This is a genomic window from Streptomyces sp. NPDC057702, from assembly GCF_042799315.1.
Classification (GTDB): Bacteria; Actinomycetota; Actinomycetes; order Streptomycetales; family Streptomycetaceae; genus Streptomyces.
In genome coordinates this window covers 209,711-231,919 of sequence record NZ_JBHVJC010000001.1, presented here as the reverse complement: position 1 = coordinate 231,919, position 22,209 = coordinate 209,711, and the positions used below count along the sequence as shown (strand labels likewise).

The following is a 22,209-nucleotide window of genomic DNA, read 5'->3' as shown; positions in this document are numbered from 1 at the left end:
GGCCGAGGCGCACCAGCGAGGTGACCGAGAGAGAAGAAGAAGGGGAAGGCGTACGCACGAGAGAGGGGCCCTGGCCCCGTGGCGGCTCCCGCCCGACTCGCGTGGCCGCCCACGCTCCCCGCGCGCAGCGCGCGGGGCACCGGCACCACCCACGGCCTCCGGCCGCGTCGCCGTGGGACATCCGCCGGCCGGGCGCGCGCCGCGCGCTGGCCCGGGCGCCGGCGGCGGGCCGTCGCCACCGGCCGCCGCGAGGCGCGGAGGCCGGTGGGCGGGAGGGGTTACGCCTCGGCGTGGTGGCGTACGTTGGCACGCACCCAGGCCACGACGTCGGTGGTCGGGGCGCCGGGGGTGAAGATCGCGGCCACGCCCTGTTCCTTCAGGGGGGCGATGTCCGCTTCGGGGATGATGCCGCCGCCGAACACCTTGATGTCCTCGGCCTCACGCTCGCGCAGCAGCTCGAGAACCTTGGCGAAGAGCGTCATGTGCGCGCCGGAGAGAATGGACAGGCCGATCGCGTCGGCGTCCTCCTGGATCGCGGTGTCCACGACCTGCTCCGGAGTCTGGTGCAGCCCGGTGTAGATGACCTCCATACCGGCGTCCCGCAGCGCACGCGCGATGACCTTCGCCCCGCGATCGTGGCCGTCGAGACCCGGCTTGGCCACCACCACGCGGATCGGACCGGTCACTCCCATCACTGCCTCCATGCCTTTACGGATTCTGACCGCCTGCACCGCAGGCGGTCGGCACGTGCCCCGCATGACTGCCGGCACCGGCCACAGGTGTGAACGAACGTTATCGCCAGCATCCCGTAAGCGGTCGTTTCCCGGTGAAGAGGGAGGGGGAAATCACACGTGGACACCACGAACGCTACGCGCCGCCCGCGCGGCGGGCGCGCGGAGCAGGACCGGTGTCCGAGACAGCCAGGGCGAAGTCCCCGTACTCTGCGCCGTCAGCCGCCCGGCGCAGAGTACGGCCCGCACCGCTCGCCCGAGCCGCGCGCGTGCCCCGCACCCCGACCCCGCACCCCGGCCCCCCACATCCGGCCCGCCCCCTCCAGGCGCCCACTCAGCGGCGCCATATCGGCACGAACACGGGCAACACGCCCCCTTCCTTTCGCGGCTCGGCACCGTGAGGGCCCACCGTGACGCGGCATCGTCGACGGCGGAGGGCGACGGCGACCGGAGCGCGGAGTGGAAACAAGGGGTCGCGTAGCGGGCCCCAGACGCTTGGAGGGCGGATTCGGTTGCGCTCCTGCCGGGGTTTTCATCGAACGAGAGTCGAACAAACAGCCAAGTAATGCCGATCGACGCGCCGAAAGGCAACCAAATGCCCGTTCTCGGCAGGCGAGAAACCTGTGGAAGATTGTCGGCGTCACGTACTGCCGGGTACAGTCGCCGCTAATTCTCCTGCTGTCGAGGCGAAAGAGAAGTTGGTGGTGAACAACCGTCACCCGTCGGGTAACCCAGACCCGGCGGCCCCCGCTCCCGATGCCTCATCAGCGCATTACGGGTCGTATGACCAGCAGAGCGCACAGCACGGCCATGCCGGGTACGACGGTTACGCCACCGGTACCTTCGACCAGCTCGCCACCGGATTCGACGAAGCCGACGGAAGCGGCGCCCCGTTGTACGGCGCGTACTCCGACGGTCAGGACGGCGGCCAGCAGCACCTCGCGCACGACCAGGGCTTCGCCTACGACGGCGGGTACGACGGACAGTCGACCGGTCAGTACGACGCCGGCCAGTGGAACTCCGCGTACGACGACCAGTCGACCGGCTACGACACCGGCAGCTACGACACCACGGGCGGGTGGGCCCAGACAACTGGTTATCCACAGCACGCGGGTAGCCCGTACGCCGGCGCGGACGCCGACTCCTCCGGTCAGTGGGACGCCAGCGCCTGGGGGGGCGCCGGCCAGACCGAGCCGGGGACGTTCGAGGCCAGCCCGTACGACACCGGGCAGTTCGCGGCCGGACAGTTCGTCGCGGGGCCCGCCGACACCGGACAGGTGGTCGGCGGACCGTTCGCCACCGGCACCTTCGACGCCGGGTCGTTCACGGACCAGACGTACGACACCGGGCAGTTCGACACCGGACAGTGGAACACCGGCACTCCGCTCGCCCCCGGCCACCACGAGGTCGGCCACCAGGACATCGGGCATCTCGACAGCGGGCGTCTCGACACCGGCGCGCACGACAGTGGGCAGTGGGACACACGCCAGTGGGACACCGGGCAGCACGCGTCCGGTCCGTACGGCAGCACCCAGTGGGACACCGGCTCCTTCCAGGTCCCGGGTGGCGCGGACCTCGCCGCGCCGGCGGACCAGCGGGACGAGGTGCCCGCCGGCGCACCGGGGACCTACGACGACGGTGTCTGGGACACCGGTTCGTTCGCGACGACCAGCGGCGCCGACGCGTCCGGCTACGAGCAGCCGTACCAGCAGGCGCGGCCGGACGAGGAACACACCGGGGCGCACGAGCAGGCGTACGACGCGGCGCCCGAGGCGGAACCTGAACGGACGGCCGCCATGCCGGTCCTGTCCGAGGCCGATCTCGACGCTCCGTACGACCCCGACGCCGTCCCCGGCGACACCTCCTCCCCCCTTCCCTCCGGCCACTCGGCCCCCGCTCCCGCTGAACCCGGCACCCGCGCGGCCCGCCGCCGGCAGCAGCCCGAGGCCGCGGTCGCCACCGCCCCGCCCGCCCGCCGCGACGGTGGTCGCGGTCGACGCCGGCCGGCCACGCGCTCCCGCCGCTCCGCGATCCTGACCGTCGCCGTGCCGTCCGTCGCCGTCATGGGTGTCGCGGCGGTCGCCGCCGCGTCCGTCAGCGGTGTGGGCGGCGACGGCGACAAGAAGGGCGACGCGACCGCGCAGGCCGCGCCCGACCGGGCCCCGGTGCAGCCCACCGCCGCCAACAGCAAGCTGGACACCCAGCTCGCCGGGCTCACCGAAGAGGCCGACAACTTCGCCAACCGCGCCAGCCGCACGCAGGAGCGCATCGACCTCAGGGAACGGCAGGCCGCCGAGAAGAAGCGCAAGATCGAGGAGGCGGCGCGCAAGGAGGCGATGCGGCCCAAGTTCGCGCTCCCGGTGGCCCAGCACGGGCTCAGCGCGGGGTACGGGCAGGCGGGCATCAACTGGATGTCGGTGCACACCGGCATCGACTTCCCCGTCGACTACGGCACGCCGGTCATGGCCGCCACGGACGGCACGGTGCGGACGCAGTTCAACGTCGCGTACGGGAACATGGCGATAGTGACCTCGCCCGATGGGACCGAGACCTGGTACTGCCACCTGGGGAGCACGAAGCTGCGCTCCGGCTCGGTGCAGGCGGGCGACACCATCGCGTACTCGGGCGACTCCGGCAACTCCACCGGCCCGCACCTGCACTTCGAGGTCCGGCCCGGCGGGGGCTCCGCCGTCGACCCGCTGACCTGGCTCCGCGGCCACGGGCTCGACCCCACCTGACGCGCCCGGCGCACCCGCGCCACCCCACACCTTTGCCACCCCGGCCGCTGCCCGGCCGCCCGACAGGCCCTCTCCGGACGCGCCCGCACCGACGCGTGACGCGCGACCGAGCACGCCCGCACACCGCGCCGCGCCCCTGGCATCCCGCCGCGCCCCGGCGCTCCGGCATCTCCAGCGGCTTCCGCGTATCCGCCGAAGGTCCGCGATCGGCCGGCCGGATCGCCCCCGTGTCGTCCCGGACCGCGTCACCGGCCCCGGCTCACCTCCCCGGCCTCCGCACTCCGCGCCACGGATTCGCCACTCCCCCGTACCTCCTGAGGGCTCGTACCCCCTGAAGTTCGTACGCCGGGAGCCGGCTGGCGGGCCGTGGCGGTACGGTCCGACGCGCGCGCCTCGGCCGTCGCGGCCGCCAGACCGGGCGGACCGTCCTCGCCCAACGCCCGTGCGCGCCCGCGCCAGTAAACCCCCGGCAGGCCGGGCCCCGCCCGGGCGACCGGGGCCCGGTCGCCCCCGAGAACGCGTGTGGGGCGGCTCGCCGAAGCGGGCGCCCCGGGTCCCACGCGCCGTAGGCGCTACAGCTTCTCCACCGGCGCGTACCGCAGCAGCAGTCGCTTGGGCTTCTCCTGGCCGAAGTCGACCGTCGCCTCGGCCGCGTCGCCGCTGCCCTTGACGCCCACGACGGTGCCCAGGCCGAAGGAGTCGTGCGTGACCCGGTCACCCACGGCCAGCGAGACCACCGGGCGGTCCTTGACGCGGCGGGTGGCGAAGGCGTTGCTGGCGCCCCGGCCGGCCGAACGCGCCGACGCGGACAGGGACGAGGACAGCGAGGTGGTCACCGAGTTCATCGACGCGGACGGCGTGGCGGCGCCGGTGCGCTTCCACGTGAGGAACTGGTCGGGGATCTCGTCGAGGAAGCGCGAGGGCGGGTTGTACGCGGGCTGGCCCCAGGCGCTGCGCATGGTGGAACGGGTGAGGTAGAGCCGCTCGCGGGCGCGCGTGATGCCCACGTACGCCAACCGCCGCTCCTCCTCCAGCTCCTTGGCCTGGCCGAGGGCCCGCATGTGCGGGAAGACGCCGTCCTCCAGGCCGGTCAGGAAGACCACGGGGAACTCCAGGCCCTTCGCCGTGTGCAGCGTCATCAACGTGATGACGCCGGTGCCCTCCGTGTCCTCGTCGGGGATCTGGTCGGAGTCGGCGACCAGGGCCACCTTCTCCAGGAAGTCGGCCAGCGTGCCGGTCAGCGCAGCGGCTGCCGCGTCGGCGGCGGCGCCCGCCGGGCCCGCGACGGGCTCGTCCTGGGGCACACCCCCGGCCGCCGGGCTCGCCTCGGCGGTCTCGGGCTCGGCGGCGCGCGGGCTCGCGACCCGGGCCGCCGCGGCGGCGGCCTCCTCCACGGCGGTCACCGTCGCCCCGCTCGCGCCGGCCTCGCCCGCGCCGGCGTCGGTGGCGTCCACGGGCTCGCCGGGGGCGACGCCGCGCTCCTGCTCGAACTCCAGCGCCACGGCGGCGAGTTCCTGGAGGTTCTCCACGCGGGTCTCGTCCTGCGGGTCGGTGGACGCCTGGAGCTCGGCGAGGTAGCCCGTGCGCTCCAAGACCGCCTCCAGGACCGTGGCCGGTCCGGCGCCGGACTCCACGATGGTCCGCAGATCCTCCAGGAGCACGTTGAACCGCCTGACGGCGTTGGCCGAGCGCGCGGCCATGCCGTACGCCTCGTCCACCCGGCGCAGCGCCTGCGCGAAGGAGATCCGCTCGCGCTGGGCCAGCGCGTCGATCATCGCCTCGGCGCGCTCGCCGATGCCGCGCTTGGGGACGTTGAGGATGCGCCGCAGGGGCACGGTGTCCTCGGGATTGGCGAGCACGCGCAGGTACGCGAGGATGTCGCGGACCTCCTTGCGCTCGTAGAAGCGGACGCCGCCGACGACCTTGTACGGCAGGCCGACGCGGATGAAGACCTCTTCGAAGACGCGGGACTGGGCGTTGGTCCGGTAGAAGACGGCCACGTCGCCGGCGCGGGCGTCGCCCGCGTCGGTCAGCCGGTCGATCTCGTCCGCGACGTACTGCGCCTCGTCGTGCTCGGTGTCGGCGACGTACCCGGTGATCGTGGCACCGGCGCCGGCGTCGGTCCACAGGTTCTTCGGGCGACGGTTCTCGTTGCGCTCGATGACGGCGTTGGCGGCGCTGAGGATGGTCTGGGTGGAGCGGTAGTTCTGCTCCAGCAGGATGGTCGTCGCGTTCGGGTAGTCCTCCTCGAACTGGAGGATGTTGCGGATGGTCGCGCCCCGGAAGGCGTAGATCGACTGGTCCGCGTCGCCCACCACGCACAGCTCGGCGGCGGACTCGGCCGGCCCGACCAGCTCGCGCACCAGCGTGTACTGGGCGTGGTTGGTGTCCTGGTACTCGTCGACCAGGACGTGCCGGAAGCGGCGGCGGTAGTGCTCGGAGACGTCGGGGAACGCCTGGAGCAGGTGCACCGTGGTCATGATGATGTCGTCAAAGTCGAGCGCGTTGGCCTCGCGCAGCCGCGCCTGGTACATCGTGTACGCCTCGGCCAGCGTCTTCTCGAAGCCGCCGCCCGACGTCGAGGACTCGCCGGAGACCTGCGCGGCGTACGCCTCCTCGTCGATCAGCTCGTTCTTCAGGTTGGAGATCTTCGCGCTGAAGGACTTGGGCGGGAAGCGCTTGGGGTCCAGATCCAGATCGCGGCAGACCAGGGCCATCAGCCGCTTGGAGTCGGCCGCGTCGTAGATCGAGAAGGAGGACGTGAAGCCGAGCCGCTTGGACTCGCGGCGCAGGATGCGCACGCAGGCGCTGTGGAAGGTGGAGACCCACATGGCGTTCGCGCGCGCGCCCACCAGCTCCGTCACGCGCTCCTTCATCTCGCCCGCGGCCTTGTTCGTGAACGTGATCGCGAGGATCTCGCCGGGGTGCGCGCGGCGGGCGCCGAGCAGGTGCGCTATGCGGTGCGTGAGCACCCGGGTCTTGCCGGAGCCGGCGCCCGCGACGATGAGCAGCGGCGAGCCCGCGTGCACGACCGCGGCACGCTGCTGGTCGTTCATCCCCTCCAGCAGCGCGGCCGGGTCCACGACGGGGCGGGGCGCGCCGTCGCGGTAGTAGGCGTCCCGCTCGCCGTACGCGTCGGGGTCGTCGCCGTCGCCGTACGCGTCGGAGGGCGCGTGGCCGGCGCGCTCGCCGAAGCCGGTGGCGGCCGGCGTCTGCCGGGGGGGCAGGTCCCAGCCGGCGAACAGGTCGTGCGGGACCGGCTCCGGTGCCGCGCCGGCGGGCGCGGCCACGTCGCTCGGGCCGTCCTCGGGGATCTCGTGCTCCTCGGGCGGGGGCTCCCCGCCCGCCCGCGCGAGGTCCGCCAGGAAGTCGTCGTCAAAGAGGCTGCTCATCGCGAACCGAGTCTAGGCGGCACCACTGACAACCCGCACCGCCCTTCCCCTCTCCTGTCCCGCGCCGGCCTTCCCCCGCGCCCCGACCTTGGCTACGGTGCCAGGTCAGGGTGGCCCGTGCCCTGGCCGGCGAGAGCGTCGGCAGCGGGCGGCCCGCGCCGAGTCCGGCCGCCGGGTGGCGGTCGGAGCCGGGGACCCACCGTCCCCCGCCCCACCTGGGAGTTCTCCCGGGGCGGGAAGTACCACCGGGGTGAATCGGTCCGCGCGCGGACCGTAGGGCAGACCTTCCCTCCCCGTGGCCCCGGCGACGCCCGTCGTCGGTCCGCGCGGAGCGCCCGAACCCGACAGTCAACCCGGTAGGCGGTCCACGGAAGGAGTCGCCTCCCTTGGCGTCACACCGCAGGTCGCGGCCTCGGTCGGGCACCTCGTCCGACCCTCGTACCGCCGTCGGTCTCACCACGGTCGTCCTCCTCTCGCTGAGCCTCCTCGCCCAGGTCGCGCCGTCGGCCGGCGCCGCGCCGGGCGCGCCCCGCCCCTCGGTGGAGGAGGTGCGGGAGCGGGTGGACGGGCTCTACCGCGAGGCCGGCAGCGCCACCCAGGCGTACAACAGGGCGAAGGAGCGCGTGGGCGCGCAGCGGGCCCGGGTGGACGGGTTGCTCGGGGACCTGGCCGAGCACACCGAGAAGGTCGACGAGGCCCGGCGCAGACTCGGCGTCCTCGCCGCCGCGCAGTACCGCGACGGAAGCGCCAACTCCACCGCCACACTGCTGCTGGCCGCCGACTCCCAGCGCTTCTTCGACCAGTCGCACCTGCTGGCCCGGATGACCACGCGCCAGCAGCGGGCGCTGGCGGACTACCGGGCCCAGCGGGTGGCGGCGGCCACGCGGCGTACGGAGGCGAAGCGGGGCCTGGCGGAGCTGACCGCCGCGCGGGACGACCTGGCGGCCAGGAGGAAGTCCGTACAGGCCAAGCTGATCGCGGCCCGCGAGCTGCTGTCCCGGCTGACGGCCGAGGAGCGGGCCCGCCTCGCCGAACTGGAGCGCAGGAAGCGGGTCGAGGCACAGCGCGAGGCCGACGAGCTGGCCCGCGAGCAGGCCGCGCGGGAACGGCGGGAACGGGAGGCGCGGGAGCGGCGGGAACGGGAGGCGCGCGAGGGCGAGCGGGCGGCGGACGGCGGGCAGGGAGCGGAGGCGGGCCAGGGCGGGGGCGGCGGCCTCGGAGATCCCGTGCCACCCGCCGACTCCGCCCGGGCGCAGCGGGTGATCGACTTCGCGCGGGCGCAACTCGGCAAGCCGTACATGTGGGGCGCCACCGGGCCCGCCGCGTACGACTGCTCCGGGCTGACGCAGGGGGCGTGGCGGGCCGGCGGGGTGCGGCTGCCGCGCACCACCTGGGATCAGGTGAAGGTGGGCCGACGCGTCGACACCCACGACCTCGCCCCCGGTGACCTGGTCTTCTTCTACGCCGACAGCAGTCACGTCGGTCTCTACGTCGGCGCGGGCAGGATGATCCACGCACCACGGCCGGGGGCGAACGTGCGGATCGAGTCGATCTTCACGATGCCGCTGTACGGGAGCGTACGGCCGGCGTGAGCGCCGGCGCGCGCCGGCGGCCGGGAACGACGGGGGCCGGGGGTGGCCGACGGTCGCCGGTGTGAGGTGGGCCCGCCCGGCCGGGGGCGGGCCGGGGCCGAAGCGGGGCCGGGGACGAGGACGGGCCGGGGGCAGGGGCACGCGCGGGCGGGCCGGGGACGAGGGCGGGCCGGGTTCGCGGGCACGCGCGGGCCGGCCGGGGCCGACCTGGTGCGGACGGGGCGGCCGGCCTCGCGTGACGGCCGCCCCGCCGGGCGTGACGGCTGACCCACCCCCAAAGACGAGTCTCAGATGTGCATTCAGTAGACTCGCGGTGTGCGACTGACCAAGGCCACCGACCTGGCACTCCGTGTCGCGATGCGCCTCGCGGTGCTCGACGCGGAGAGCGCGCCGACCACCCGCGAGGTGGCCGACGCCGTCGCCGTGCCGTACAGCCACGCCGCGAAGGTCGTCACGCGGCTGCGCCATCTCGGGGTCGTGGAGGCCCGGCGGGGCCGGGGCGGCGGCTTGGCCCTGACCGCGACCGGTCGGTCCGCCTCGCTCGGCTGGCTGGTGCGCGAGCTGGAGGGCACGGGCGACGTGGTGGGCTGCGAGGACGACCCGCCCTGTCCGCTGCGCACGGCGTGCCGACTACGGACGGCGCTGCGCCAGGCGCAGGAGGCGTTCTACGCCACGCTCGACCCGCTCACCATCGACCACCTCGTGTCCCCGCCGACCGGCCCCGTCCTGCTGGCTCTCACACCGCGCCCCACCTAACACTCACCCCCCTTTCACCACACACCTCACCCCCTCCTCGGCCACCTCCGTACGGCCGATGTCGCGCAGCGGGCCCACCCGCCCGCGCCCCGCCGCCGGCCGGTGCCCGGTCACGTCGCCACGCCCCCACCCGGGCCGACCTTCGCGTCGAGCCCCACGCCCTAAAAGACGAATCTCAGATACTCATTTGGAGGAGCTCATGCTGTCCCCGAAGTCGGCCGACACGGTTCGCGCCACGCTGCCCGCCGTCCGCGCGAGCCTGGACGACATCGCCACGCGCTTCTACGAGCGGCTGTTCGCCGCGCACCCCGAGCTGCTGCGCGACCTGTTCAACCGGGGCAACCAGGCCAACGGGACCCAGCGGCAGGCGCTGGCCGGCGCGCTCGCCGCGTACGCCGCGACGCTGGTCGAAGACCCGTCCGCCACCCCCGACGAACTGCTCGGCCGGATCGCCCACAAGCACACCTCGCTCGGCGTCACCCGCCCCCAGTACGCCATCGTGCACACCCACCTGTTCGCGGCCATCGTCGAGGTGCTGGGCGAGGCCGTCACCGCCGAGGTGGCCGCGGCCTGGGACGAGGTCTACTGGCTGATGGCCGAGTCGCTGCTGGCCGTCGAGGGGCGGCTGTACGCGGCGGCCGGTGTGCAGGAGGGCGACGTGTGGCGGGAGTACCGCGTGGTGAACCGCGTCGCCGAGGCCGAGGGTGTGGTGAGTTTCGTGGTGCGCCCCGCCGACGGCACCCCGCCGCCGCCCACCCGGCCCGGCCAGTACGTCTCCGTACAGGTCGAACTGGACGACGGGGCACACCAGATACGCCAGTACAGCGTGAGCGCCGCCCGGCCCGAGGGGCTGCGCCTGACGGTCAAGGCGGTCGCCGGCGAGGCCGGGGCCACACCCGACGGCGCGGTCTCCACCCACCTGCACGCCCGCGTGCGCGCCGGCGACCTCCTGCGGGTGAGCCTGCCGTTCGGGGACGTCACGCTCGACGCGGACGAGGGCGGCCCGCTGCTGCTGGTCTCCGCGGGCATCGGCTGCACCCCGTTGATCGGCATGCTCGACCACCTGCTGACCACGGGTTCGGCCCGGCCGGTGACCGTCGTCCACGGCGACCGCACCGAGGCCAGCCACGCCTTCCGCGAGGAACTCGACACCGCGATCCGCAAGTTGCCCGGCGCCGTCGCCCACCTGTGGTACGAGGAGCCCACCGGCCCCTGGCCCGCCGAGCGCACCGGGCGTGTCGACCTGACCGCCCTTCCGCTGCCCGACCTCACCCACACCACCGCCTACCTCTGCGGCCCCCTGCCCTTCCTGCGCACCACCCGCACCACGCTGCGCGCCCTGGGTCTGCCCGCCCACCGCGTCCACTACGAGGTCTTCGGCCCCGACCTGTGGCGCGGCGAGGACTGACCCGGCCACGGCGCAAGGGGGCTGGCGCCACCTTCCGCGTACCCGCCTAGCGCCACCCGTAGACGCCGCCGGGCCCTACTGCTTCCGCCCCTGGTCAGGCCGCACAGTCGGAGGGCAACGGATCGCGACCGCCCGCCACCCCGCGTGGGGTGGCGGGGGCGCGGCGAGGGCACCGACGAGGGGCGGGGACGAACATGGGTGAGCACAGCCGGCGCACGGTGATGCGCGGGGCCGCGGCGGTCGGCGCGTTGGCGGCGCTCGGCGGGCCGGCGGCGGGCGCGGCGCGGGCGGCGGGCGCGAAGGCGGCGCCGGGAACGGCGCCGGGGGCCGGGGGCCTCCCGCCCGAGGGGCCGGCCGGGGCGGGGCGGCGGCCCTTCCTCGAAGGGGCTCTCGCACCGGTGACGGAGGAGGTCACCGCGTACGACCTGCCCGTCGTCGGGCGCGTTCCGCGCGACCTGGACGGCCGTTACCTGCGCAACGGGCCCAACCCGCTGGGCCTGGAGGACCCTCGGGCGCACCACTGGATGCAGGGCGACGGCATGGTGCACGGGGTGCGGCTGCGGAACGGGCGGGCCGAGTGGTACCGCAACCGGTGGATCCGCTCGCGGTCGGTGGCCCGGAAGCTGGGCGAGCCCTACCCGTGGCCCGAGCCGCCCGCCGACTTCCCGGCCAACACGCACGTCATCAGCTTCCGTGGGCGGGCCCTCGCGCTCCAGGAGGGCGGGCCGCGCCCGTACGTGCTGGACGAGGAGTTGCGCACGGTGGGCACCTGCGACTTCCGGGGCACGCTGGACGGCGCCTTCACGGCGCACACCAAGTACGACGCGCTGGCACAGGAGTTGCACGCCGTGGCGTACGACCCGACCTGGAGCTTCGTGCGACACCTGGTGGTGGACCGGACCGGTCGGGTGGCGCGGACCACCGAGGTGCCGCTGCCGGGCGGCCCGATGGTGCACGACTTCGCGCTGACCGCGCGACACGTGGTGATCTTCGACGTGCCGCTGACGTTCGACGCCGACGCGGCGGCGCGCGGCGCGACCGTGCCCTACGTGTGGAACAAGCGGCGGCAGACCCGGATCGGCGTGCTGCCCCGGGCGGGCGGCCAGGCGCGCTGGTTCGACATCGACCCGCTCTACTACTCGCACACGCTCAACGCGTACGACGAGGGCGACACCGTCGTCGTGGACGTCACGTCGATGCCCGCGCCGTTCCACGCGGCGGGGCGCCTCGGCGGCCCCGCCGCCGCCGGCCCGCCGACGCTCAACCGCTGGACGATCGACCTGCGGCGCGGCCGGGTACGGGTGCGGCCGCTGGACGACCGGCCGCAGGAGTTCCCCCGGCTGCGCGAGGACCTGGTCTCCCGCCCGTACCGCTACGCGTACACCGCCTACGCCGCCGACATGTGGCGGGCCTACGGCGGCCTGGCGGGCGTACCGTCCGACCACGCCTTCACCAACACGCTGATCAAGCACGACGTGGTGCGCGGCACCAGCGAAGTCCACCGCTTCCCGCGCGGGGCGGCCGTCAGCGAGCCGGTGTTCGTGCCCCGCGCGAGCTCGTCGGGCGGGAGTGCCGCGCCAGAACCGGCCGGCGGGCGCGGCGAGGACGACGGTTACGTGCTGGCGTACGCCCACGACCCCGACCGGGGCGCGACGGACCTGATCGTCCTGGCCGCCCAGGACTTCTCGGGCGAACCCCTGGCCCGCGTCCAACTCCCGGTACGCGTGCCCCTGGGCTTCCACGGCGGATGGATGCCGAACGCGGCGTAGGGGCCCGCCGCCTTTCCTGGGGGGCGGCGGGGTCGGCGGGGCCGGGGCGGAGGCTCGGGGGCAGGTGGGGGTTCGGGCGCGCGGCGGGCGGCGGCTTCGGCGGGGCGGGGCGGGGGGCGCGCCTCGGTGGGGGCGGCGGCTTCGGCGGGGTGGGGCGGGGGGCGCGCCTCGGTGAGGGGCGAGCGTTCGCGGCGGGGCCGGTGTCACGGGGCGGCGGGAGTGGCGGCTTCGCCGGTACGGGCTGGGCCCCGGGGGGAGGCCGGGTGGCGCGGCGTGGGTTTCCGAGGGGGTGCGGCGTGCTTCGACTGGGCGCGAGCCCTGGGCGGGGCCCGGCCACGGGGCGGCGGGAGTGCGGCTTCGATGACGCGGGCGGGGCCTCGGGCGCGGCCGGGTGGCCAGGCGCGGGCTCCCCGGGGCGGCGGGGCGGCGGCCGGGGCGGGTCCAGGGCTCCTCAAGGGGCCGGGGTGTCGACCGGGTGGTGGGCGGGGGTTTCCGAGGGGGTGGCGGGGGTCAGCCGAAGCCGATCCGGTCCAGCCAGAAGTCCAGGAGTGCGGTGTCGCCGGTGATCTCGACGCTCGGGGACGGGGTCGGCGGGCGCCGCCGGTAGACGATCAGCAGCAGGTCCGTCAGCGGTGCCCGCACCGTCACCGCGGCCGGCTGGGCCGCACGCCGCCAGGTGATCGCCTCGCCCGTGAGGTCCACCAACCAGTCGGCGCCGGGGGCGGTGTCGGCCGGCAGGTCGCTCGCGTGCAGGCGCACCGTGCGGCCCGGCCCCAGCAGCTCGCGCTGGCGTGGGCGGACGTCGAGCGTCATCGGCAGCGAGCCCAGCTCAAGCCACTCGTCGAGGCCGTCGCCGGCGACCTCCGGGGCGAGTTCGTACGCGGCGCCGATCGCCAGTTCCGCGTCCGCGCGGTGGATGGCCGTCTCGTGGACGAAGCGGCGGGCGTAGAAGGCGGTGCCCTGCCCCGGGACGGGGGTCCACAACCGCGCGTCGGGCCCCGCCTCGCGGAGCGCGTCCGCGAGACCGGCCGCCGCGTCGGCCAGCCAGTCGTCGAGCTCGGCGGCGTCCTCGTCGGCGTACGGCGTCAGGTCGCGGAAGTCGTCGTCGGGCGGGGGCTCCGTCGCCCGGGTGCGGACGATCTGCTCGGCCCAGCGCTGGCCGCCACCGAGGTGGCGGAGCAACTGACCGACGTTCCAGCCCGGGCACGAGGGCACGGGGGCCGCCATGTCCGCCTCGGCGATGGCGGCCCGCAGCAGACCGGTCTGGACGACGATCTCCTCGCAGTAACGGTCGTGGCCCAACCGGCCTCGGCTCAGGGAGTACATGCGAGCACGCTAGGCGGTGGCACTGACAAGTGCGCCGCGACGCTCCCCCCACCCGCCACCGACGGGTGAGGAACACGCGGAGGGGGGTGTATGAACTTCATGTATACACAACTTGTACAGTGCTCGGCATGCCTTCTGAACCCGCCATACCCGGCACGCCCCCCACCCCTGCCCGTGCCTCCCTCGACGCCTCCGGCGCGTCCGTCCCCCGAGGGTGGCGATCTCGGTCCCGGGCGCGGCGGGCGTCGGGCACGGCGGCGGCCACGGTCGGCGCGCTCTCCCTCGCCCTCGTACTCGGCGGCTGCTCGTCGGCGACGAGCGACGCGACGTCGCCCGCGTCCGCCCGGTCGAAGGCCAGCGACGACGCCAAGGAGAAGGACGCCCTGGCGAAGCCGGGCTCGGTGGACTGCGCGAAGGCCAAGTGCATCGCGCTGACCTTCGACGCCGGCCCCGGCAAGGACACCGGGCAGCTCCTGGACACCCTGAAGGAGAAGAAGGTCCCCGCGACGTTCTTCCTGCTCGGCAAGAACCACGTGAAGAAGCACCCCGACCTCGTACGCCGCATCGCCAAGGAGGGGCACGAGGTGGCCAACCACACCTGGTCACACCCCCGACTGACCGATCTCGAACCCGACGAGGCCCGCAAGGAGCTGGCGCTCACCCAGGACGCGATAGAGGAGATAACGGGGCACAAGCCCACCCTCATGCGCCCGCCGCAGGGCCGTACGAACAAGGACGTCTCCAAGGTCAGCAAGGAACTCGGCCTCTCCCAGGTGCTGTGGAGCGTGACCGCCAAGGACTACTCCACGACGGACTCCGCGCTGATCAAGAAGCGGGTCCTGGACCAGGCCGACCGGGACGGGATCATCCTGCTGCACGACATCTACGACGGTACGGTGCCCGCCGTGCCCGGCATCATCGACGCCCTGCACCAACGCGGGTTCACGTTCGTGACAGTGCCCCAGCTCATGGCCCCCGCCGTACCCGAGCCCGGCGAGGTCTACCGCCCCTGAGGGGCGACGCCCACGCGGACCGGGGCCCGAGCCACGTCACGGAGGTACGTCCATCGCGGGGGGGCGCCCATCGCGAGGGCGCGTCCAGCGCGAGGGCGCGTCCAGCGCGAGGGCGCGTCCAGCGCGAGGGCGCGTCCGCCACGGGGGACAGGTCCGGCACGGGAAGGCGACGGCTGCGGGCCGGAGCGGGCCCGGGAGGCAGGCCCGCCGCCCCCGCGTCTGTCGGAACCCCGCCGTCCTCCGGCCCGGCTCACCCCTTGCCCGGTCGAGCAGTCCTCGGCCCCACCGCCCTGGACTGGCTGCCCTGGACTGGGCGCCCTGGGCTGGCCGCTGCCCTGGGCCGGCCTTCGCCCGGGCCGGCCCCGCTGCTCGGAGGCGCCCCGCACGTGGGTGCCTGGGCCCTGCCCCTCGGGGGCAGGCGCGGCACCGGGTGTGCGCGGGCCAGTGGTCGTTCAGACCAGGCGGCGCGCGGTGGCCCAGCGGGTCAGCTCGTGGCGGTTGGAGAGCTGGAGCTTGCGCAGCACGGCGGAGACGTGGGACTCGACCGTCTTCACGGAGATGAACAGCTGCTTGGCTATCTCCTTGTACGCGTAACCCCGCGCGATCAACCGCAGGACCTCGCGCTCACGCTGGGTCAGTCGGTCCAGGTCCTCGTCCACCGGCGGCGCGTCCGTGGAGGCGAAGGCGTCGAGCACGAAGCCCGCGAGCCGTGGCGAGAACACCGCGTCCCCGTCCCGCACCCGGAAGATCGCGTTCACCAGGTCGGTGCCGGTGATGGTCTTGGTGACGTAACCACGGGCGCCGCCCCTGATGACACCGATGACGTCCTCGGCCGCGTCGGAGACCGACAGGGCCAGAAAACGCACCGGGTTCGCCGCGTCCCCCATCATCGCGGCGCTGCGGCGCAGCACCTCGACGCCGCCGCCTCCGGGCAGGTGGACGTCGAGCAGGACCACCTCGGGGCGGGTGGCGGCGATGACGGTGACGGCCTGGTCCACGTCGGCCGCCTCGCCCACCACCTCCACGCCCGTACGGTCGGTCGCACCGATCTCGGCCTGCACGCCGGTGCGGAACATGCGGTGGTCGTCCACCAGCACGACCCTGACGTGGCGCTCGCCCCCGGTCGCGTCGCCGGTGCCGCCACTGCCGCCGGTGCCCGTCACGCCTTCGGTCATGTCGCGACCCTCTCCATCTCGAGTTCCACTTCGGTGCCCCCGTCCGGCGCGGAGCGCAGCCTCGCCGTCCCGCCGTTGCGCTGCATTCTGCCGATGATCGATTCGCGGACGCCCATCCGGTCGTCCGGCACCGCGTCCAGGTCGAAGCCGGGCCCTCGGTCTCGTACGGACACGAAGACCGTACGCCCCTCGACTTCGGCGAAGACCTGCACGGCGCCGCCCTCGCCACCGTACTTGGCCGCGTTGACCATCGCCTCGCGCGCGGCCTGCATCTGCGCCCCCAGCCGTTCGTCCAGCGGGCAGTCGCCGACGCACACCACCTCGACCGGCACGCCGTGGTAGTCCTCGACCTCCGCCGCCGCGCGCTTGACCGCGTCCGCCAGCGTCGCCGGCTCGTCGACCTCCTCCTTGCCCCGGCCCTCCGGCCGGTTGAGCCACGCGCGCAGCTCCCGCTCCTGAGCTCGGGCGAGCCGGGCGACCTCGCGCGCGTCCTCGGCGTTGCGCTGGATCAGGGTGAGGGTGTGCAGCACCGAGTCGTGTACGTGGGCGGCGACTTCGGCGCGCTCCTGGGCCCGAATGCGCATCAGCCGCTCCTCGGACAGGTCCTGCGCCATCCGCACCAGGTACGGGCCGGCGAGCAGGGCTATACCCACCAGGACGGCCAGCGCGGCCTGGAGCACCGCGCCCAGGTGCCGGGCCGAGCCCTGCATCACCACGATGCCGGTCACCCCGGCGCTGACCAGCACGACGCCCGCCGCGCCGCGCGCGATCGGCAACAGTCGCTTGCGGCGGCTGAGCTCCGCCCACTGGGCCCGCCGCGCGTTGTCCGCCTGCCGCCACACCAGCGCCACGCCCGCGCCGATCAGCAGCAGGGGCCAGACGTAGGCGTTGGCGCGGCCGAGTTGGAAGCTGCTGACGAAGATGGCCATCCCCGCCACGACCGCGATCAGGGCGAAGATCTGGCCCTTGTCCGGCTTGCGCGCCAGCAGTCTGCGCTTGCCGTCGCGGCCGGTGACGTGCGCGGGCCGGGGGGCCTCCACACCGCCGACGCCGAGCGGGACGACGAACCAGAACAGGGCGTACAGCAGGACGCCGAACCCCTCGGCCATCAGCATCACGGCGAACACGATGCGCACCCAGGAGACCGGCAGCCCGAGATGGCCGGCCAGGCCACGGGCGACGCCACCCAGCATCCGCCCCTCCGCGCTGCGATACAGCTTGCGCAGGGGTGGTTCGGTGGAGGATGCCGCGGCCGTCATGTACTGATCGTCACACGAGGGCCGTGGCCGGGACATCAGGGCTGTCCCTGATCCAGGGGCCCAGGAACCCGGAGGTCCTCCCAGGGGCGCTCACCCGAACCCCGTCGAGCGCCCCCGTCCGGCCTCGGGCACGGGCCTTGCGGCACCTGGCCCGGCGGGCCCGACGCCGCCCCCGGGCGACCCGGAGGGGTGGGTGGACGAAGGGCGGTGGGGTCGCGGACTACTCGGAGTCGCCGCCGCCCACGCCGCCCTCGCCCTTCGCGTTCTTCACGTCGTCGGCCGTGTGGAAGCTGTCCTTGATGACGTCGAAGATGGGCCGGTACTGCGACCACTCGGCGCTCGGCCCCGACACGTAGATGGCGTACTCCTCCTTGCCTTCCTCGCCGAAGCCGAGGTCGATGCCCCGGAACTCCCTGGCCGAGCCACGGAAGGAGAACTCCCAGATGGCGGCCTCCGAGCCACGGAAGGTCGTGCGCTGCATGCGCAGCCGCTTGAGCGAGGGTTCGCGCTCGCGCCACTGCGTCTCGACCTCCTCGAAGTGCTCCAGGTGGTCGTCGGTGGCGAAGTCCAGCACGTTGATCTTTATGCCGACCTTGCCGGTGGGGTCCACGTAGTCGACCTGTTCGCCGGTGCCCGACTTGCGGGTCCAGCCCTCCGGCACCGGGAACGCGACGCCCAGGTCCTCCTCGTGGACCAGCCGGTAGCCCTCCGGCACCGGGGCCGGTTTGGGGCGCGGCGCGGCGGTCGTGGACGGGCTCTTCCCGCCACCTGGGGTCTGGGGCGCGCTCTGCCCTCCGCCGGCGCGCACACCGTCCTTGCCGTCGTCCCGCACGGCCAGGTACACGACCACGGCACCGGCCACGGCCGCGACCAGGGCCACGGTCACCGCGCCCCACAGCGTCGCCCGTCCGCGTCGCTTCCCGTTCGGGGCGGGCGGCGCGCCAACGGCGGTGGGCGTGGTGGTCGCCGAATCCGAGCCGCTCCCCCCAGGGGCGGGATGGCCGCCCCGGTGTACGGGGGACTGCTGGTGCGACGCCTGAGCGGACTGCCCGTGAGGGGCCTGCGGCTGCTGGCGGGCCGGGGACTGGTGCTGGTACTGCGGCTGCTGCGGGTGCGACTGCTGCTGGGTGGCTGGGGCCTGCCGCTGGTGGGGCTGGTGGGGCTGCCGGGGGTCGGTGCGCCAGTGGGTGGGAGCGGTGCCGCCGTCGGTGTGGCCTGGCGCGGGGGTTGGCGTCGGCGTGTGGGCGGGGGCCGAGGCGGTGCCTGGTGAGGCCTCGGCGGCCGAACCACCTCCCGTGCCACGCGTCGCCCCAGCGGCCCGCACACCGCCGTTGACCTGGGTCGGAGCCGTGTCCGGCGCGGGGTCGATGGTCTCGGCCACGGCGGGGGGCGCGACAGCCTCGGGCGTGGCGCGCCCGGCGCCGCCCCGCTCGGGCAGCAGCGAGGACCGCATCAGCTCCGTCTCGGCGTCGGCGGCGGCGGCCCGCAGGGTCCACTCCACCGTCTCCGCCGTCGGCCGCGCCTCGGGGTCCTTGGCGAGCAGCGCCTCGACGAGCCTCCCGAGGACGCCGGCGTACCGCAGCGGGGGCAGCTCGTCGACGGCGATGGCGTACGCCGTCTCGAACGCCGTGTCCTTACGGAACGGAGGCCGCCCCTCCAACGCCTGGTAGAGCGTCGCGCCCAGCGCCCACAGGTCGGAGGCGGGACCCGGCTTGCCGCCCTTGACGCGCTCGGGGGCCACGTAGTCGATGGAGCCGACCAGTTCGCCGGTCTTGGTCAGGGTCGAGGTGCCGGAGGCGACGGCTATGCCGAAGTCGGTGAGCACCACGCGGCCGTCGCCGAGCGGGCCACCGCCGGTCGCCCGGGTGCCGGACCGACCGCCCGGCCAGGGGGTGGCGCCGGCCGCGTCACCGGTGGCGTCGGCGTGCCCCTGGTAGCCGCCGTCGTGGTGACCGCCGGTGCCCAGGAGCACGTTGCCCGGCTTGACGTCCCGGTGCAGGACGCCCGCCGCGTGCGCGGCCCGCAGGGCGGCGATCATGCCCCGGCCGATCCGGGCGGCCTCCTCGGGCTCGATACGGCCCTTGCGCTTGAGCACGTCGGCGAGCGTGGTGGAGGGCACGTACTCCATCACGATGCACGGCACGCCACGGTCGTCCACGACGTCGTGGACCACGACGACGTTGGGATGCGCGATACGGGCCGCGCTGCGCGCCTCGCGCCGCGTCCGCTCGTACATCGTGGCCAGCTCGTCATCGGCCAGGTGCGGGGAGATGTGCAACTGCTTGATGGCGACCTGACGGCCCAGCAGTTCGTCGGCGGCTCTCCACACGGTGCCCATACCGCCGCGGCCGATCCGCTCCGCCAGCCGGTACCGCTCGGCGACCAACCGCCCCTCGTCCGACACCGCACACCCCTCTGTTTCCCCCGGCACCGTTCGAACGGCCACGATAGCCGCCCTCATGCCGTATTCCCTCGTCGCGTCGCGCGTCGTGCCCTTTCGGCGGGGCCCACGGGCAGCCCGAGACAGCGTGGAATCGAATCCTCCGCATCGTGTGGGCGGCGCTCACGCCCCACGATCCCCGTCGATCGACGGGGGTACGCCCCGGGCGTGCGCCCCTTGGGGGACGGGGGTGGCGGGATCTCAGGGAACGGCCAGGGTTGTGGCCGGATGCCATCTCGGGGACGGGGTTGACACCATGGGGTCATGACCGACGCACCCACCGCCGAGGACGGCGCCGCGAAGCCCCGGGCCAGGCCCGGGGGCGCCACGGCCGCCGAGACCGGGCCGCCCGCGCGCGACCCCTTGCGGCGCAGCCGCGAGCACAAGGTCATCGCGGGGGTGTGCGGCGGCCTCGGCCGGTACTGCGACCTGGACCCGGTCATCTTCCGCGTGGTGCTCGCCGTGCTCAGCGCCGCGGGCGGCCTCGGCCTGGTCGCGTACGGATTCGCCTGGCTCCTCATCCCCTGGTACGGCGAGGAGGAGAACGAGGGTCGGCGGCTGCTGTCCGGCCGCGTGGAGGGCCCGGCGTTGACGGCGGTGCTCCTCGCCCTGGTGGGGTGCGGTCTGTTCCTGTCGATGCTCAACAACGGCAGCATCGTGGCGTTCGCCATGATGGTCTCGCTCGCCGCGGTCGGCGCGGGGTACTGGTCGCGGCACCGACGCCAGGCCGAGGGCGACGGGGCGGTGGACCCGGCGACGGCCCAGGCGGTGGCCGACGCGCCACCCGAGACGCGGGCACCACCCGCGCCCGGCGCCCCGTCCTGGTGGCGCGACCCGATCGTCAAGGACGGCACGACGGGGCTGCCGAGCATCACCCGCACCCCCACCCCCATCACGACCTATCTCTGGGGCCCCGACGACACCCCCTACGTGCACCGGGGCTCGTCCGTCACCCCGCCGCCCGCTCCGCGCGGCGAGGGCATCGGCGGCCGGACGTTCCTGCTCGCCGCGTGCGCCGCCATCATCGGCACGAGCACCACCTGGAGCGCCCAACCGCTCGGCACCAGCCTGGAGATCGGGCTGGCGTGCGCGCTGGCCGTGTTCGGCCTCGGGCTCGTGGTCAGCAGCCTGTACGGACGCACCAGCGGCGGCACCATGGTGTCGGTGGTGCTGACGGCCGCGATGCTCGCCGGTGCCGCGGCCCTGCCGAAGTCGGTCACGGCCGACTGGCGGGAGCGGACCTGGCAGGCGACCTCGGCGTCCGACCTGCGCGATCGGTACGAACTGGGCACGGGGTACGCCAGGCTCGACCTGACCGCCCTGCGCCCGGGACGCGGCCGTACGCTCGCGACACACGCCTCGGTCGGCGCGGGCAAACTGAAGGTGACGGTGCCGGCGGATGTGACGCTGCGCCTCGACGTGGCGGTGGGGCTGGGCGACATCCAGCTGCCGGGTGACCCGGGCAGCGACGTGGACGTGGCGCCCCGCCGCTCGCACGAGGCGACGCTCCACCCCCGGGCCGGCGGCAAGCCGCTGCCGGCCGCCAAGACGCGGGGCACGCTCGTGCTCGACCTCGATGTGGGTGTGGGACAGGTGGCGGTGGTGCGGGAATGAAACGGCACACCTTCGAACCGGGCCGGCTCGTCACCGGCGTCACGGCCCTCGCGGTGGGGCTGGGGTACGGGTTGGACGCGGCCGGCAGCTGGGACCCGCCCCCCTTCGCGCTGCTGGCGGCGCTCGGCGTGGGGTTGGTGCTGGCCGCGACCGTCACGGCGGTGACCCACGCGGCACGTCGCCGCAGCCGCCGTGCCCGACACACCGAGACCGCGGCGCCCCCGCCGGCGCCGCTCAACGACCTGCCCATGACCTGGTTCCTCGACAGCCACGAGGCGCTGCGCACCTCCCACCCGGAGCGACCTCCCACACAGGCCAGCGGAGAACCACACACGGGGCAGGCCCCACGCCCCCGAGCAACACGACGCCCGAAACCCCCAACGGAAGGAGCCACACCTGCCACACCCCCCGCCGACACCTCCACTACGGCCTCCGGCCCCACCACCCACACGACCTCCGGCGCCACGACATCCGCCCCAGACGCCCAGGCCGCGCCCGCCACCACCACGGCCCTCGCTCCCGACGCCACCACCACAGCCGGCGCTCCCACGAGCTCCGGTCCCGAGACCGCCTCGGGCAGCAGCCCCGGTACCGAGACGCCGACTCCGGCCGGACCCACCGTGCCCGCCGCCTCAGATGTTCGGTCCACACCGAACGCCGGCGCGACCAACGCCACCCCACCCGGCACCCAAGCCACCCCCAGCGCCAGGCCCACCACCGGGGCAACCGGGACCACCGCCAGCCCCGAGGCCATAACCGGCACGCCCGACGCCGAGGCCATACCCCGTGCCGCCGAAGCCGAGGACCACGGCGGTCCGGCCACCGCGCCCGCCACCGACGCCACACCCGACACGGGGCCGCGCACCGACTCCTCAGCCGGTCCCGGGGACTGACGGCCCGCAGCTCCGTCTGGGATGCGTGCCGGATTCACCCGGGCGAAGCCCGCCACGGTGATCGTCGTGGCCTGGGCCAGAGCCGGGGGCGGGGGCCGGCCCG

The 22,209-nt window shown here is 74.5% G+C and carries 14 protein-coding genes; 8 read left to right on the top strand and 6 right to left on the bottom strand.

Annotated elements, in window-relative coordinates; translation table 11 throughout:
• Positions 1-278: 278 nt before the first annotated feature.
• A complete protein-coding gene (locus ACFVFR_RS00910; RefSeq protein ID WP_383696803.1) occupies positions 279-692 on the bottom strand; it encodes a cobalamin B12-binding domain-containing protein in 414 nt (137 codons plus the stop codon).
• A gap of 743 nt (positions 693-1,435) precedes the next feature.
• Between ACFVFR_RS00910 and ACFVFR_RS00905 the strand changes: the two genes are divergently transcribed.
• A complete protein-coding gene (locus tag ACFVFR_RS00905) occupies positions 1,436-3,469 on the top strand; it encodes a peptidoglycan DD-metalloendopeptidase family protein (protein WP_383696801.1) in 2,034 nt (677 codons plus the stop codon).
• Positions 3,470-4,041: 572 nt separating this feature from the next.
• Here the strand turns inward: ACFVFR_RS00905 and ACFVFR_RS00900 are convergent.
• Entirely contained in the window at positions 4,042-6,861 is a 2,820-nt protein-coding gene (locus ACFVFR_RS00900; protein ID WP_383696575.1) for an ATP-dependent DNA helicase, read from the bottom strand.
• 386 nt (positions 6,862-7,247) lie between these two features.
• Here ACFVFR_RS00900 and ACFVFR_RS00895 point away from each other — a divergent pair, with 386 nt between their 5' ends.
• The 4 genes from ACFVFR_RS00895 to ACFVFR_RS00880 all read left to right on the top strand — a co-directional run bounded on the left by ACFVFR_RS00895 (position 7,248) and on the right by ACFVFR_RS00880 (position 12,386).
• Positions 7,248-8,453, top strand: coding sequence for an NlpC/P60 family protein (locus ACFVFR_RS00895; protein WP_383696572.1), 1,206 nt, complete (start codon positions 7,248-7,250; stop codon positions 8,451-8,453).
• 315 nt (positions 8,454-8,768) lie between these two features.
• Positions 8,769-9,209 (top strand): RrF2 family transcriptional regulator, encoded by a 441-nt coding sequence (locus ACFVFR_RS00890; RefSeq protein ID WP_383696571.1) that lies wholly within the window; start codon positions 8,769-8,771, stop codon positions 9,207-9,209.
• Positions 9,210-9,408: 199 nt separating this feature from the next.
• Positions 9,409-10,617, top strand: coding sequence for a globin domain-containing protein (locus ACFVFR_RS00885; protein ID WP_383696569.1), 1,209 nt, complete (start codon positions 9,409-9,411; stop codon positions 10,615-10,617).
• 194 nt (positions 10,618-10,811) lie between these two features.
• Positions 10,812-12,386 (top strand): carotenoid oxygenase family protein, encoded by a 1,575-nt coding sequence (locus tag ACFVFR_RS00880; protein WP_383696566.1) that lies wholly within the window; start codon positions 10,812-10,814, stop codon positions 12,384-12,386.
• A 510-nt stretch (positions 12,387-12,896) separates the two neighbouring features.
• Here the strand turns inward: ACFVFR_RS00880 and ACFVFR_RS00875 are convergent.
• Positions 12,897-13,712, bottom strand: a complete 816-nt coding sequence (locus ACFVFR_RS00875) for a maleylpyruvate isomerase family mycothiol-dependent enzyme (protein ID WP_383696563.1) — start codon at positions 13,710-13,712, stop codon at positions 12,897-12,899.
• Positions 13,713-13,840: 128 nt separating this feature from the next.
• On the opposite strand from ACFVFR_RS00875, the gene ACFVFR_RS00870 reads away from it, so the two are divergent.
• The gene (locus ACFVFR_RS00870; protein WP_383696561.1) at positions 13,841-14,725 is read left to right on the top strand and encodes a polysaccharide deacetylase family protein; all 885 of its coding nucleotides are present in this window, start codon (positions 13,841-13,843) and stop codon (positions 14,723-14,725) included.
• 452 nt (positions 14,726-15,177) lie between these two features.
• Here the strand turns inward: ACFVFR_RS00870 and ACFVFR_RS00865 are convergent, their stop codons facing one another.
• The 3 genes from ACFVFR_RS00865 to ACFVFR_RS00855 form a co-directional block, all read right to left on the bottom strand.
• Positions 15,178-15,900, bottom strand: coding sequence for a LuxR C-terminal-related transcriptional regulator (locus ACFVFR_RS00865; RefSeq protein ID WP_383696559.1), 723 nt, complete (start codon positions 15,898-15,900; stop codon positions 15,178-15,180).
• Positions 15,897-17,159: a PspC domain-containing protein gene (locus ACFVFR_RS00860; RefSeq protein ID WP_383696556.1), complete on the bottom strand. Its 1,263-nt coding sequence runs from the start codon at positions 17,157-17,159 to the stop codon at positions 15,897-15,899. The genes ACFVFR_RS00865 and ACFVFR_RS00860 overlap by 4 nt, the downstream gene beginning before the upstream one ends.
• Before the next feature lie 220 nt (positions 17,160-17,379).
• Positions 17,380-19,563: a protein kinase gene (locus tag ACFVFR_RS00855; RefSeq protein WP_383696554.1), complete on the bottom strand. Its 2,184-nt coding sequence runs from the start codon at positions 19,561-19,563 to the stop codon at positions 17,380-17,382.
• A gap of 300 nt (positions 19,564-19,863) precedes the next feature.
• On the opposite strand from ACFVFR_RS00855, the gene ACFVFR_RS00850 reads away from it, so the two are divergent.
• Positions 19,864-21,213 carry a PspC domain-containing protein gene (locus tag ACFVFR_RS00850; RefSeq protein WP_383696552.1) on the top strand — a complete coding sequence of 450 codons (1,350 nt, stop codon included), beginning with the start codon at positions 19,864-19,866 and terminating at the stop codon, positions 21,211-21,213.
• Positions 21,210-22,106, top strand: coding sequence for a hypothetical protein (locus ACFVFR_RS00845; RefSeq protein ID WP_383696550.1), 897 nt, complete (start codon positions 21,210-21,212; stop codon positions 22,104-22,106). The genes ACFVFR_RS00850 and ACFVFR_RS00845 overlap by 4 nt, the downstream gene beginning before the upstream one ends.
• The last annotated feature ends 103 nt before the right edge of the window (positions 22,107-22,209 follow it).

Bases quoted from the DNA above. Each gene is read 5' to 3' on its own strand.
- ACFVFR_RS00910 (WP_383696803.1), bottom strand. From the start codon at position 692: ATGGGAGTGACCGGTCCGATCCGCGTGGTGGTGGCCAAGCCGGGTCTC.
- ACFVFR_RS00900 (WP_383696575.1), bottom strand. From the start codon at position 6,861: ATGAGCAGCCTCTTTGACGACGACTTCCTGGCGGACCTCGCGCGGGCG.
- ACFVFR_RS00885 (WP_383696569.1), top strand. From the start codon at position 9,409: ATGCTGTCCCCGAAGTCGGCCGACACGGTTCGCGCCACGCTGCCCGCC.
- ACFVFR_RS00880 (WP_383696566.1), top strand. From the start codon at position 10,812: ATGGGTGAGCACAGCCGGCGCACGGTGATGCGCGGGGCCGCGGCGGTC.
- ACFVFR_RS00875 (WP_383696563.1), bottom strand. From the start codon at position 13,712: ATGTACTCCCTGAGCCGAGGCCGGTTGGGCCACGACCGTTACTGCGAG.
- ACFVFR_RS00870 (WP_383696561.1), top strand. From the start codon at position 13,841: ATGCCTTCTGAACCCGCCATACCCGGCACGCCCCCCACCCCTGCCCGT.
- ACFVFR_RS00865 (WP_383696559.1), bottom strand. From the start codon at position 15,900: ATGACCGAAGGCGTGACGGGCACCGGCGGCAGTGGCGGCACCGGCGAC.
- ACFVFR_RS00860 (WP_383696556.1), bottom strand. From the start codon at position 17,159: ATGACGGCCGCGGCATCCTCCACCGAACCACCCCTGCGCAAGCTGTAT.
- ACFVFR_RS00850 (WP_383696552.1), top strand. From the start codon at position 19,864: ATGACCGACGCACCCACCGCCGAGGACGGCGCCGCGAAGCCCCGGGCC.
- ACFVFR_RS00845 (WP_383696550.1), top strand. From the start codon at position 21,210: ATGAAACGGCACACCTTCGAACCGGGCCGGCTCGTCACCGGCGTCACG.